Origin of the sequence: Actinomadura formosensis NBRC 14204 (genome assembly GCF_001552155.1) — a bacterium.
Classification (GTDB): Bacteria; Actinomycetota; Actinomycetes; order Streptosporangiales; family Streptosporangiaceae; genus Spirillospora; species Spirillospora formosensis.
Genome location: NZ_BCQQ01000094.1, coordinates 1 through 12514 on the forward strand (window position 1 = coordinate 1; position 12514 = coordinate 12514).

The 12514-nt window shown below is 72.9% G+C and carries 12 protein-coding genes; 7 read left to right on the top strand and 5 right to left on the bottom strand.

Annotated features, from left to right (window positions below; genetic code table 11):
• The 4 genes from AF1_RS22535 to AF1_RS22550 form a co-directional block, all read left to right on the top strand.
• The coding region (locus AF1_RS22535) for an MBL fold metallo-hydrolase (protein ID WP_067802746.1) at positions 1-1484 on the top strand (1484 nt) is incomplete at its 5' end.
• Between the two features lie 205 nt (positions 1485-1689).
• On the top strand, positions 1690-2505 hold the full coding sequence (locus AF1_RS22540) for an SGNH/GDSL hydrolase family protein (protein ID WP_067802749.1): 816 nt from the start codon (positions 1690-1692) through the stop codon (positions 2503-2505).
• 102 nt (positions 2506-2607) lie between these two features.
• Positions 2608-3180 (top strand): TetR/AcrR family transcriptional regulator, encoded by a 573-nt coding sequence (locus AF1_RS22545; RefSeq protein WP_242609003.1) that lies wholly within the window; start codon positions 2608-2610, stop codon positions 3178-3180.
• The gene (locus tag AF1_RS22550; RefSeq protein WP_067802752.1) at positions 3170-3976 is read left to right on the top strand and encodes an amidohydrolase family protein; all 807 of its coding nucleotides are present in this window, start codon (positions 3170-3172) and stop codon (positions 3974-3976) included. Before AF1_RS22545 ends, AF1_RS22550 begins: the two co-directional genes overlap by 11 nt.
• Positions 3977-3991: 15 nt before the next feature.
• On the opposite strand, the gene AF1_RS22555 is transcribed toward AF1_RS22550, so the two are convergent.
• Positions 3992-5020: a lysylphosphatidylglycerol synthase transmembrane domain-containing protein gene (locus AF1_RS22555; RefSeq protein ID WP_067802755.1), complete on the bottom strand. Its 1029-nt coding sequence runs from the start codon at positions 5018-5020 to the stop codon at positions 3992-3994.
• A gap of 200 nt (positions 5021-5220) precedes the next feature.
• On the opposite strand from AF1_RS22555, the gene AF1_RS22560 reads away from it, so the two are divergent.
• Positions 5221-6372, top strand: coding sequence for an aminotransferase class I/II-fold pyridoxal phosphate-dependent enzyme (locus AF1_RS22560; RefSeq protein WP_067802758.1), 1152 nt, complete (start codon positions 5221-5223; stop codon positions 6370-6372).
• A gap of 228 nt (positions 6373-6600) precedes the next feature.
• Here the strand turns inward: AF1_RS22560 and AF1_RS22565 are convergent, their stop codons facing one another.
• The 3 genes from AF1_RS22565 to AF1_RS22575 all read right to left on the bottom strand — a co-directional run bounded on the left by AF1_RS22565 (position 6601) and on the right by AF1_RS22575 (position 9563).
• The gene (locus AF1_RS22565; RefSeq protein ID WP_067802761.1) at positions 6601-7794 is read right to left on the bottom strand and encodes a thiolase C-terminal domain-containing protein; all 1194 of its coding nucleotides are present in this window, start codon (positions 7792-7794) and stop codon (positions 6601-6603) included.
• Positions 7795-7889: 95 nt separating this feature from the next.
• Positions 7890-8945, bottom strand: a complete 1056-nt coding sequence (locus AF1_RS22570) for a threonine aldolase family protein (RefSeq protein ID WP_067802764.1) — start codon at positions 8943-8945, stop codon at positions 7890-7892.
• Positions 8946-8993: 48 nt separating this feature from the next.
• Positions 8994-9563, bottom strand: coding sequence for a hypothetical protein (locus AF1_RS22575; protein WP_067802767.1), 570 nt, complete (start codon positions 9561-9563; stop codon positions 8994-8996).
• A 325-nt stretch (positions 9564-9888) separates the two neighbouring features.
• On the opposite strand from AF1_RS22575, the gene AF1_RS22580 reads away from it, so the two are divergent.
• The gene (locus AF1_RS22580) at positions 9889-11334 is read left to right on the top strand and encodes a helix-turn-helix domain-containing protein (RefSeq protein ID WP_067802770.1); all 1446 of its coding nucleotides are present in this window, start codon (positions 9889-9891) and stop codon (positions 11332-11334) included.
• Here the strand turns inward: AF1_RS22580 and AF1_RS22585 are convergent.
• Positions 11331-12062, bottom strand: coding sequence for a histidine phosphatase family protein (locus AF1_RS22585; RefSeq protein WP_067802772.1), 732 nt, complete (start codon positions 12060-12062; stop codon positions 11331-11333). The genes AF1_RS22580 and AF1_RS22585 overlap by 4 nt on opposite strands.
• 73 nt (positions 12063-12135) lie before the next feature.
• Here AF1_RS22585 and AF1_RS22590 point away from each other — a divergent pair, with 73 nt between their 5' ends.
• Positions 12136-12501, top strand: coding sequence for a hypothetical protein (locus tag AF1_RS22590; RefSeq protein WP_067802775.1), 366 nt, complete (start codon positions 12136-12138; stop codon positions 12499-12501).
• Positions 12502-12514: the final 13 nt, after the last annotated feature.

Genomic DNA, 12514 nt, shown 5'->3' on the forward strand with positions numbered 1-12514 from the left:
AGCGGCGGCGGTGGCGGGACCCGCGGGCCCTCGCCGCCGCCCTCCTCGGCGCGCTCGAACGGCGCCCGCCCGGGGATACGGCCCCCGGCATGGCCGCGCCCCCGGCGGAGGTCCTCGCGTTCCTGCGCGCCGTCGCGGACCCGGCCCCGCCGCCCGTCACCGTGACCGCCGAACTGGACCTGCGAGTCGTCCCGCTCGGCGGTGACACCCACATCGGCGGGTCCTGCCTGCTCATCGAGGCCGGCGGGACGCGGATCCTCGTCGATGCCGGGCTCCGGCCGGGCGACCGCGCCGAGCCGCCCCGCGACATCGGCCGCGCCCTCGACGGCCCGCTGGACGCGGTGATCGTCACCCATGCCCACAACGACCACTGCGGCTACGTGCCCGCCCTGGTCGCCCGCCGCCCGGACCTGCGGGTGATCGCGTCGCCGGAGACCGCGGTGCTCATGCCGGTGATGTGGGCGGACACCGCCAAGGTGCTCGCGGAGAGGGAGCGCGGCAGGGCCCGCTGGGGCGAGGCGGGAGACGTCCTCTACGGCCGGGCGGACGCCGAGGCCGCGGCCCGGCGCTGCGAGGAGCTTCCGTTCGGCGTGGCCCGCCGGATCGGGGCGCTGACCGCCGAGCTGTTCCCGGCCGGGCACATCCTGGGCGCGGCGGGGGCGGTGGTGCGCGCGGGCGACCGCCGCGTCGTCGTCACGGGCGACATCTCGGGCTTCCGGCAGGAGACCGTCGGCGGCCACGCCGTCCCCGAGTCGGCCCGTGCCGCCGACCTGCTGGTGCTGGAGTCCACCTGCTGCGCCGAGGACCACGACGGCCGGGACCTGCGGGTCGGTGAGCTGGTGCGCGCCGTCGCCGAGATCCACCGGGGCGGTGGCCGGGTGCTGATCCCCGCGTTCGCGCTCGGCCGCGCCCAGGAGATCGCGCTGATCATGCGTCGGCACCTGCCCGAGGTTCCCGTCCGGGTGGACGGCATGGCCGCCGACCTGGCCGCGGTCTTCGAGTCCCTGGACCCGGCGCTGCGGGTGTTCGAGGGCGGCACCGCGGTCGCGAACCGTCCCGCCGAACTGGACGCCTTCCGGACCGGGGTCGTCATCTCCACCTCCGGCATGCTGACCGGCGGCCCGGCCGTCCAGTGGGCGAGCCGGATCCTCCCCGAACCCGGCAGCGCGCTCTTCCTCTCCGGATATCAGGACGAGGAGTCGCCCGGACGCGCGCTGCTCGACCTCGCGCGAAAGGGCGGCGAATTCCGGCTTTGTGATCACGGCCGCGAGATCACCGTCCCGGTCCGCGCCCGCGTGGACACCATGCGCCTTTCCGTGCACGCCGATCGCCGGGGCCTTCTCGGCATCGCCGACGAGGTGGCGGCCGGGGAGATCATGCTCGTCCACGGGATCGCGGCGCGCCAGCGCGTGTTCGGCGACACCCTCCGCGTCCGCGGCCACCGGACGGCCGGAACCGGCCCCTGGCGGAGCGGCGTGGGATGACGAAGAGGCCAGATGATCTCCGGGGTCGGCGGAAATGATCGGGAAATGGTTGTCATCTCCTTGTCCTGGCGGCCGGAGATTCTCCGATATTGCAGATCGCAAGGGCATGTTCTGACAAACACTAATGATCAGGACTGGGCTTCAAGGAATGGCGGCCCGGGTATAAGGCGGGCATCACAATTCGCTTCGTCGCTCCGGAGTGCAGATGCGCCTCGCCCACCCCTGTCTGGTCGCTTTCGGTGCGGTGATCTTCGCCGCCGCTTCACTGCTCTGGCCCGGCTCCGCCTCGGCGGCCGGCACCAACTACGTCGCACTGGGGGATTCCTACTCGTCCGGCACGGGGGCCGGAAGCTACGACCCCGCCAGCGGGTCGTGCAACCGCAGCGCCAACGCCTACCCCAACCTGTGGGCGGGGGCGCACACGACGCAGTCGTTCAAGTTCGTGGCCTGCTCGGGGGCGACCACGTCGAGCGTGTCCAGCGGCCAGCTCGGCGCGCTCGACTCCTCGACGACGCTCGTCAGCGTCACGGTCGGCGGCAACGACGCCGGGTTCAGCGACGTCATGGAGACCTGCGTGCTGTACTCGACGTCGACGTGCCAGAGCAGGGTCGCGAAGGCCGAGGCCTACATGACGGGCACGCTGCCCGGCCAGCTCGACTCGCTGTACTCCCAGATCCGCTCGAAGTCGCCGTCCGCGCGCGTGGTCGTGCTCGGCTACCCCCACCTCTACAAGATCGTCACCGTGTGCGCGGGGCTCGGCAACGCCAAGCGCACCGCACTGAACGAGGCCGCCGACACGCTCGACGGCGTCATCGCCAAGGCGGCCGGGCGCGCCGGGTTCACCTGGTCGGACGTCCGGGACGAGTTCGCCGGGCACGAGCTGTGCTCGGGCGACGACTGGCTCAACGCGGTGACGATCCCGATCGAGTCGTCCTACCACCCGACCGCACGCGGCCACCGGCTCGGCTACCTGCCCGCCCTGACAGGCTCCGCGGGCCTCACCCTGCGCAAGCAGGCCTGAGCGACCGGAAGCCCGATCACGCCGGCCCCGGCCACCGTCCCCCGGTGGCCGGGCCGGCGGCCGTTGACAGAATGATGTTCTGTCATGCCAGAATCTTGTTCTGTGAGTGCGGACGGGCGGGAGAGGGTCCTGCGGACGGCGCTGGAACTGTTCGGGCGGGACGGCGTCACCGGGACGACGCTGAGCGCGCTGCGGGCGGCGAGCGGGGTGAGCGTCGGGAGCTTCTACCACCACTTCTCGGGCAAGGAGCAGGTCGCGGAGGCACTGTTCGTCGAGTGCGTCGCGATGTACCAGGACGCCTTCCTCGTCGAGTTGAAGGCGCACGACAGTGCGCGTGCGGCCGTGGAGGGCGTCGTGGCCTTCCATGTGCGGTGGTGCCGGGAGCATCGGGACCGGGCCCGCTTCATGTTCACCGAGCGTCCTGCCGGAAGTGAGGCGCTCGCCGAGCGCAACAGGATGTTCTTCCGCGAAGTGCGGAGCTGGTGGCGCGTCCAGGCACGGCATGGCGCGCTGAGAGATGCCGATGGAGTGACCGCGTTCGTCCTATGGCTCGGCCCCGCGCAGGAGCTGTGCCGGCTGTGGCTGAACGGGCAGAGCGCCGAGCCGGGCGACGAGCAGGTCAGGGAGCTGAGCGAGGCCGCATGGCGGTCGGTGGGGAGGCACGATGGTGATTGACGCGTGGATGCAGCATGGAACGCTCCGGTTCCTGCAGCACGAGATGCTGGATTCGCTGTGGCGGTGGACCGGGCAGAAGCCTCCGGCGGAGGAGGTTCCGGTGGGGGCCACGGTCGCCGCCATGGACGCCGGGGGAGTGGACGTCGGCCTCATCAGTGCCTGGTACGGGCCGGAAGGCGCCCTGGTGAGCAACGACGAGGTCGCCTCGTTCGTCGAACACGCCCCAGACCGCCTTGTGGGAATCGCGTCGGTGGACCTGCACAAGCCCATGGAGGCTGTGCGGGAGCTGAGGCGATGTGTGCGCGACCTGGGGTTCAAGGGGCTGCGGGTGGTGCCGTGGCTCTGGGAACTGCCGCCCACCGACCGCCGCTACTATCCGCTGTTCGCCGAATGCGTGGATCTGGGCGTTCCTTTCTGCACGCAGGTCGGTCACACCGGTCCGCTGCGTCCGAGCGAGACTGGGCGGCCGATTCCCTACATCGACCAGGTCGCGCTCGACTTCCCCGAACTCGTCATCGTCGGCGGGCACATCGGCTACCCGTGGACGGAGGAGATGGTCGCGGTCTGCCGCAAGCACCCGAACGTCTACATCGACACGTCCGCGTACACGGTGCGCAGGTATCCGCCCGAACTCGTCCGGTACATGACCCAGGACAGTCATCACAAGGTCATGTTCGGTACCAACTTCCCGATGCTGACGGCGGAGCGGGCGCTCAAGGGCCTGGACGACCTGGGCCTGAGCGATGCGGCCAGGGAGGCGTTCCTGGCGGGCAACGCCCGGAAGGTCTTCTTGTGATCTACAACGTAAAGGTCAGCGCCGGAGCGTCCGGTAGGACAGCAGCCCCAGCGGAACCGGCGCCCAGAACGTGATCGCCCGGAACAGCAGCACGGCGTGCAGGGCCGGGCCCGCGGCGATGCCCAGGGCGGCGAGCGCGGCGACGAGGAGCGCCTCGGTGGAGCCGATGCCGCCGGGCAGGGGGATCGCGGAGCCCGCGGCGGCTCCCACCAGGTAGGCGGCCACGAGCGGCAGGATGTCGGCGGGGCTCACGAAGGTCCCGGGGACCGCGAGGACGCTCAGCGCGAACGCCACCCCCAGGACGAAGGTGGTCCCGGCGGACGCGGTGAGGGTGATCACCAGGTCGCGCGGGCGGCGGCACAGGCCGGTGAACCCGGTGACGGCCCGTCTCACCGCGGCGGAGCGGACCAGGCGCCGGCCCCACAGCGCCGCGGCGGGCAGCAGCACCCCGCCCGCGATCAGCAGCGGGAGGGGCGGGACGAGCTCGGCGACCCGCGCGGCGTGCGCGCCGAGCGCGTGCAGCGTCCGGCCGTTCCCGCCGCTGACGCCGAGCACGGCGCTCATCAGCAGCAGGTCCGCCGGAACCCCCGCCACCTGCAGGACGGTGACCGCGCCCGCGGCGCGCGGCAGCGGCAGCCCGCGGCAGACGAGGTAGCGGGTGTTGACGGCGGCGGCGCCGAGGCCGCTCGGGGTGATCCGGTTGGCCGCGGACGCGGTGAACTGGGCGAGCGTCGTGGGGAGCAGCGGCAGCCGGCGGCCCGCGGCGCCGCGCAGCGCGACCGCCGCGAACACGTAGTGCAGCAGCGACAGCAGGACGAGCGCCGGCAGGAACTCCCAGCGCATATGGCCGAGCGCCGACACCGCCTGACGCAGCGGGTCGCCCGCCGTCAGCAGGACCGCGGCGAGCCCGGCCAGGAGCACTCCGAGGCCGACCCAGCGGGTCCGGCGGATCCGCTGGAGGATGGAGAACAGCGGAGCGCCGGCGCCAAGGCCGGGGAACTTGGCGGACGCCGCGCGTGTGGCACCGGCGGTGATCGTCTCCACACCTCAGTGTTCGGCTGCGTGGTTCAAGAGTACGCAACCGCCGATGCGCATCGGCGGTCGCGACGTGGACGTTCCCTTCCGCGCTGGCGAACTTTCCCGCGTGGCGCGCGGGTTTTGGTCCTCGCTTGAGATCCTATTCACACTATGATTTGAGGCCGCTACAGGACGTGACCATTATTTGATCGGGGAGGGTGACGACCATGACCAGCGCCCACCAGCGGCTGGGGGAACGCATCAGGGTGTTCCGCAACACACGGGGCGGGCGCCGGGCCGCGTCCGCCGATCCCCCCGGTGGCCGGGCGATCGTGCTGACCTGTAGCGACTATCTCGCCCTTGCCGAGCATCCGGCGATCACCGAGGCGGCGCTCGCGGGCCTGCGGGCGGCGGACGCCGCGGTGCCCGCGACCGGCCGCCTGGCCGGCGACCACCCGCAGACCGTCGTCGGTGAGCGGTTCGCGCGGCATCTGGGCGCGCGGACCGGGGTCCTGTGCCCCTCCGGCCGGGCCGCCGGGGCCGGGCTGCTGCGGCTGGTCGCCGGCCCGGACGTCCCCGTCTACCTGGACGTCCTCGCGCACAGGTCGCTGTGGGCGGGGGCGCGGGAGGCGGGCGCGGAGCCGGTCTGGTTCCGCCACAACGACCTCGACCACCTGCGGCGGCGGATCGAGGCGGGCGGCTCCGGCGTGATCGCGGTGGACGCCGTCTACGGCACCGACGGCTCGGTGTGCCCGCTGGCCCGCCTGGTGGAGGTGGCCGAGGAGCACGGCTGCCTGCTGGTGGTGGACGAGTCGCACTCACTCGGCACGTACGGCGAGCGCGGCGAGGGCCTGGTGGCCGCGCTCGGTCTCACCGGCCGTGTCGACTTCCGCACGGCGAGCCTGGCGAAGGTCTTCCCGGGGCGTGCCGGGCTGATCACCTGTGACCGTTCCGGCTTCGGGGGCCGTTTCCCGCACCCCGTGCTCCCGGCCGGGTGCGGCTCGGCGCTGCCGCCGCACGACATCGCGGGTCTCGCCGCGGCGCTGGAGGTCATCCGGCGGGAGGGCCGGCGGCGTACGCGGCTGCGCGCCGTCACGTCCGGGCTGCGGGACGGGCTGGCGGGGCTCGGTTACCGGCTCGTCGAGTCGGATGCGCCGATCATCGCGCTGGAGGCGGGTTCGGAGGCGGAGGCGACGCTGATGCGGGACGCCCTGGCGGGCCGCGGCATCTTCAGCGCGGCCCTGTTCCCGCCGGCGGCGTCGGCGGACAGGCGCACGCTGGTGCGCCTGTCCGCCCACGCGGGCCTGACCGACGGTGATGTCCACCGGATCCTGGCCGCGTGCGAGGATCTGCGTCCCCGGATGGTCGCGGCCGGGTGAGCGTCACGCGGCCGGTGCCGGTGCCGGTCCCGGATGCCGCGGGGGCGGACGGGGGCGACCGGCGGGGACGAGGCGGGCATCGCACCTCCTGGCAAGTGGACACTTATGTTCGGCGTAACGAGCCTGAGACAAGAGTCAACTACTGTCGCACGTTGCGGCAGGGGTGCGGCCGGCGTGAAGCGGCGCACCGCCCGGAGAGGGGCGGTGCGCCGTGTGGAGGAACGCGATCTAGGCCGATGCGGGCTTGTAGACGGCGACCGCGCAGGCGCTGCCCAGGCCGATGTTGTGCTGGAGGGCGACGCGGGCGCCCTCGACCTGGCGGTCGCCGGCCTTGCCGCGGAGCTGCCAGGTGAGTTCGGCGCACTGGGCGAGGCCGGTGGCGCCGAGGGGGTGGCCCTTGGAGATGAGGCCGCCGGACGGGTTGACGACCCACGTGCCGCCGTAGGTGGTGGCCTCGTCGTCGACGAGCTTGTGGCCCTCGCCGACCTCGGCCATGCCGAGGGCCTCGTAGGTGATGAGCTCGTTGGCACTGAAGCAGTCGTGGAGTTCGATGACGTCGACGTCCTCGATGCAGACCTGGGCCTCGTCCATGGCCTTGCGGGCGGCGAGCTGGGAGACGCCGAACCCGACGACCTGGATGGAGGAGTGGTCCGCGAAGCTCTGCGGCGTGTCGGTGGCGATGTGGTGGCCGGCGATCTCGACGGCCTGGTCCCACAGGTCGTGCTCGTCCACGAAGCGCTCGCTGGCCACGATCGCGGCCCCGGCGCCGTCGGAGGTGGGGGAGCACTGCAGCTTGGTCAGCGGGTCGAAGATCATCGTGGCGTTTTTGACGTCGTCGAGCGAGTACTCGGTCTGGAACTGCGCGTAGGGGTTGTTGACCGAGTGCTTGTGGTTCTTCCAGCCGATCCAGGCGTAGTGGTCGGGGGTGGAGCCGTACTTCTCCATGTGCTCGCGGCCGGCGTTGCCGAACATCTGCGGCATGGGGGCCTTGTCCAGCTCCCATTCGCGGCCCGCGGCCATGGAGCGCAGGTGGTGGTCGATGATGGTGACCTTGGACTCGCCCATGCCGGCGCCGAGCGAACCCTTCTTCATCTTCTCCATGCCGAGCGCGAGCGCGCAGTCGGCGAGGCCGCCGCGGACGGCCTGGCGGGCGAGGAACAGCGCGCTGGACCCGGTCGCACACGCGTTCATGACGGTCATGACGGGGATGCCGGTCATGCCGGTCTCATAGAGGGCGCGCTGGCCCATCGACCCGTACATCGACCCGGCGTAGGCCATTTCGATCGTGTCGTAGCCGACGCCCGCGTCCTCCAGGGCCTTGCCGACGGCCTCCTTGGCCATGTCGGGGTACTCCCAGTCGCGGGAGCCGGGCTTTTCGAACTTGGTCATGCCCACGCCGACGACGAAGGTGCGGTTGGCCATCGGGTTCGCCTCCTGTACCGAATCCTGTTCGGCATCACGATAACGCGCGGGCCGGGCGGCGGGCCGGGCCGCATCCCGATGATCGGGATGACCGGTCAGCCGGCCATTTCGGCGGCGAGCGCGGCGGCGAACGCGTCCACGTCGTCCCCGGTGGTGTCGAACGAGCAGACCCAGCGGACCTCGCCGGTGGCCTCGTCCCAGGTGTAGAAGGGGAACCGCTTGCGCAGCCGCTCCGCCACGTCCTTCGGGATGAGCGCGAAGATCGTGTTCGCCTGCACGGCCTGCGTGATCGCCACGCCGGGGACGGCGCGGGCGGCGGCCTCCAGGCGGCGGGCCATCGCGTTGGCGTGGGAGGCGTTGCGCAGCCACAGGTCGCCGTCCAGCAGCGCGACGAGCTGCGCCGACACGTACCGCATCTTGGACGCCAGTTGCATGCTCGACTTGCGCAGGTACGCCATCCCGCGCACCGTGTCCGGGTTCAGCACGACGATCGCCTCGCCGAGCAGCAGCCCGTTCTTGGTGCCGCCGAACGACAGGACGTCCACGCCCGCGTCGGTGGTGAGGGCGCGCAGCGGGACGCCGAGGGACGCGGCGGCGTTGGCGATGCGGGCGCCGTCCATGTGCACGGTCAGGCCGCGTTCGTGCGCCGCCGCCGCGACGGCCGCGGTCTCCTCCGCCGTGTAGACGGTGCCCAGCTCGGTGCTCTGGGTGATCGACACGACGGCGGGCAGGCGCCGCTGGATGTTGCCGAACCCGACCGCGTACCGCTCGACCAGGTCGGGCGTCAGCTTGCCGTCCGGCGTCGGGACGGTGATCAGCTTCAGCCCGGCGATCTTCTCGGCGGCGCCGCACTCGTCGGTGTTGATGTGCGCGGACTCCGGGCACACGACCGAACTCCACCGCTCCGACATCGCCTGCAGCGAGACGACGTTGGCGCCCGTCCCGTTGAACACCGGGAACACCTCGGCCCGCGCGCCGAAGTGCCGCCGGACGACGTCGCGGAGCCGGCCGGTGACGGCGTCCTCGCCGTAGGCGGGCTGGTGCCCGTCGTTGACCTCGGCAAGGGCCGCGAGGACGTCCGGGTGGACGCTCGCCTGGTTGTCACTGGCGAATCCGCGCGCGGCGGGACGGTTCTCGGTCGGCTGCGTCATGCGCCCATTCTCCAGGACGCCGGGCGCGCCCTTCCCGGGCGGGCGTTCTCAGGCGGGGCGTTCGGTGATGTTCTGCACCGGGGCGGGCGCGGTCTCGGCGGGCGGCGGGGGCTCGGCGGAGCGCAGCGCCATCCGGGCGCGCATGGCGTCCAGGTCGTCGCCGAACCGGGCGACGGTGGACTGCAGGTCGCGCCAGAGCCCGGTCCGCTGCTCCAGCTGGGCGATCTTGGTGCGCAGGTCGCCGATGCGCCGCTCGGCGGTCTCCAGCCGGGTGCCGTGGCCGGCGGTGTCGCGGCCGGTGCGGATCAGGCTGGTGGCGACGGCGGCCAGGTCACGCTCGGTGTCGTCCATCCGCTCGTCGATGCGCGGCAGCAGCCGGTCGTTGAGCTGGACGACGAGGGAGTCCAGCTCGGTGCGGATCGTGTGCAGCTCGGCGTCCTGGTCGCGGACGGCCTGCTCCAGGAGCGCCACGCGTTCGATGTAGGCGGGCAGGAGCCGCCCGAGCTCGGCAGACCGTTCCAGATCTCGCCCTACTCTGACGAGAAGGACGACGCCCTCCCGCAGATGGCGCTCCGCCTCGGCGGCGACGCGGCGGACGAGACCCGGGATCACGGTCATGGCGCTCCCTCCTGGGGCCGGTCGAAGGATTGTTCTTAAACTCTAGGCGACCCGCCCGTGAAGCTTTTATGAACTCAGATGTTTATTTCGGGGAACGAGCGGGTTCCCGGGCGGCCGGCCCAGGTCCTCCCCACGGGCCTGGAGCGCCCCTCCCGGCCTCCGGGCACGGTAGGCGCCCGCGGGTTGCATGCAGGTTGCGGTCAAAACTGTACAAAGTGTGTCGGGATCCGGCCGTGCGGGATTCGTGGAATCGGTTGCGCCGAACCCGCGGCCGGCCCGATTCTCAGACGAGCCGAGGTTCTCGCGGGGGAAGGACTGAGGGTCGATGCACGATCGGGTGACCGCCCGCCCGCCCATCTCCGCGTCCTGGCGGCGCTCCCGGGCGGCGGGTGTGGACGCCTCCGTCCAGGCGGCTCCGCTGGTGTTCGACCGCGACGTCATCGCCGACGCCCGCGGCGCACATCCGCTCGAACCGCACCTGCCGATGCTGGAGGCGCTGCTGCGGGGCGTCGTCGACGAGACCGAGCACCTGATGGTGATCAGCGACGCGGACGGGCACGTGCTGTGGACGCAGGGCCCGCCGGCGGTCCGCCGTGCCGCCGACGCGGTCGGGCTGACGGAGGGGTTCCGCTGGTCGGAGGACGCCGTCGGCACCAACGGGATCGGCACCGCGCTCGCCGCCGGGCGGCCCGAGTACGTCTACGCCGCCGAGCACGTCGCGCACGTCCTGCACCGCTGGTCGTGCGCCGGCGCGCCGATCGTCGACCCCGACTCGGCGCGGGTGATCGGCTGCATCGACGTCAGCGCGACGGCGCGGGCGCTGCATCCCGCGGCGGTCGCGCTCGTGACCGCCGCCGCGCGGCTGGCCGAGTCGCGGCTGGAGAACGCGATGCTCGCGCGGGACGAGCGGCTGCGCGAGCGCCTGCTTCCCCATCTGCGCGGGCTGGAGGGGGCCGGACTGCTCGTCACCGCCACCGGGCGGGTCCTCGCGGCGGGCGCGGCCGAGTGGCGCGGCCTGCGGGTGGCCGCCCCCGAGCCGGGCGGGACGGTCACGCTGCCGGACGGCCGCACCGCCGTCGCCGAGCCGCTCGGGGAGGCGTTCCTGCTGCGGCTGCGCGGCCGGCGGGCGGGCGCGGGCGTCCCGCGTCCGCGGGCGGTGGCGAAGTCCGGCGGCGACGGGCCGCTGCTGACGCTGTCGTTCCTGGGCGACGGGCAGTCGCACGCCCTGCTGGACGGCCGCCGCTTCGACCTGACGCTGCGGCACGCCGAGATCCTCGCGCTGCTCGCCCTGCACCCGCGCGGGCTGAGCGGCGACCGGCTCTCGTTCCACCTGTACGGCGACGTGGGCAGCCCCGCGACCGTCCGTCCCGAGATCCACCGGCTGCGCCGCCGGTTCGGCGGCCTCGTCCGCGCCCGCCCCTACCGGCTGGACTGCGCGGTCGAGGCCGACTTCCGCACCGTCCGGCGGCTGCTGGACGAGGGCGACGTCGCCGGTGCCGTGCGGCTGTACGGGGGCGAACTGCTGCCCCGCTCCGACGCGCCCGCGATCCGCGCGGAACGCGACGAGCTGGCGGTGCGGGTCCGGCGGCAGGCGCTGGAGCGGGGCGGCGCCGACACGCTGTGGGCCTATGTCCAGACCGAGCCGGGCCACGCCGACCTGGAGGTTCTGGAACGGCTGCGCACCGTCCTGCCCGCGGGCGACCCGCGCCGCGCCGCCGTCGCCTCGCGCAGCGACCGCCTTCTCGGCGCCGAGACCTGGCGGCACCCCTAGCGCAGGGGCGCGCCGGCGTCGGTGAGGTGGGAGCAGTCGTTGTAGCAGACGGCCTGGAGACCGGAGCCGTCGTCGCGCCACCGGGTGAGCGAGGCGTTGGCGACCGGCACCTTCTCGATCTCCATGATGTCCCGCTCGGTCAGGTCCTCCACCAGGTAGCGGGTCATGACGATGATCGCGTCGTGGGTGACGAGGAGGACGCGGCCGCCGGGGGCGTCGGCCTCCAGGTCGCGGTAGAAGCTGCGCAGCCGCAGCGCCAGGTCGGCCCAGGACTCCCCGCCGGGCGGACGGTAGTAGAACTTGCCGAGCTGCCGCAGCCGGGCCGCCTCGTCGGGGAACCGGCGCCGGATGCCGAGCGGGGTGAGGCCCTGCAGGATGCCCAGCTCCCGGTCGCGGAGCCGCTCGTCCACCCGCAGCCGCAGGCCGCCCGGATCCTGCGGGGCGGCGTAGGAGGTCTCGGCGAGCGCGATCTTCGCGGTGTCGACGGCGCGCAGGTACGGGGAGGCGATCACCAGCGTCGGCCGCTCCTCCTTCGGCAGCGTGGCGAGCCGGCGGCCGAGCGTCGCCGCCTGGGCGCGGCCGGTGCCGGTCAGCGGGACGTCGGCGTCCCGCTCGGGGATGCCGGCCTCCTCCGCGTCGGTGCCCTGCACCGCCTGGTGGGCGAGGTTGCCGGTGCTCTCACCGTGCCGGGTCAGGTTCAGCCACTGCAGCGATCTCACGCCCGCCATGCTGCCATGCCCGCGCGGCGGGGAGCCTCGGGTGATGCGGCCGTCCGCTACACCCGGTAGTACTCTCGGGGCCGTGACGAATGCCCTGGCGACCCCGATCATCGTGGTGGCGCTGCTGGTCGCCGCCTATGCGCTGGTGGCGGCGCTGCGCAACCGGGCCATGGACGCCGGGCACCTCGCCGCCCTCGGCGCCCTGGAGGTGCTGCTGATCGCGCAGGCCGTCGTCGGGTTCGTCAAGCTGTCCGGCGGCGAGGGGCCGGACGGCCCGGCCACCTTCGTCGGCTATCTGCTGGGCTCGCTGCTCATCCCGGTCGCGGGTGCCGGGTGGGGGCTGCTGGAGCGGTCGCGCTGGGGGTCGGCGGTGCTGGTCGTCGCCGGGGTGGCCGTCGCCGTCATGATCGTCCGGATGAACCAGCTGTGGAGTGGCACCGGTGTCTGAGCCTGAGCACGTC

Bases quoted from the DNA above. Each gene is read 5' to 3' on its own strand.
- AF1_RS22585 (WP_067802772.1), bottom strand. From the start codon at position 12,062: ATGGCGGGCGTGAGATCGCTGCAGTGGCTGAACCTGACCCGGCACGGT.
- AF1_RS22570 (WP_067802764.1), bottom strand. From the start codon at position 8,945: ATGACGCAGCCGACCGAGAACCGTCCCGCCGCGCGCGGATTCGCCAGT.
- AF1_RS22580 (WP_067802770.1), top strand. From the start codon at position 9,889: ATGCACGATCGGGTGACCGCCCGCCCGCCCATCTCCGCGTCCTGGCGG.
- AF1_RS22550 (WP_067802752.1), top strand. From the start codon at position 3,170: ATGGTGATTGACGCGTGGATGCAGCATGGAACGCTCCGGTTCCTGCAG.
- AF1_RS22565 (WP_067802761.1), bottom strand. From the start codon at position 7,794: ATGGCCAACCGCACCTTCGTCGTCGGCGTGGGCATGACCAAGTTCGAA.
- AF1_RS22560 (WP_067802758.1), top strand. From the start codon at position 5,221: ATGACCAGCGCCCACCAGCGGCTGGGGGAACGCATCAGGGTGTTCCGC.
- AF1_RS22575 (WP_067802767.1), bottom strand. From the start codon at position 9,563: ATGACCGTGATCCCGGGTCTCGTCCGCCGCGTCGCCGCCGAGGCGGAG.
- AF1_RS22540 (WP_067802749.1), top strand. From the start codon at position 1,690: ATGCGCCTCGCCCACCCCTGTCTGGTCGCTTTCGGTGCGGTGATCTTC.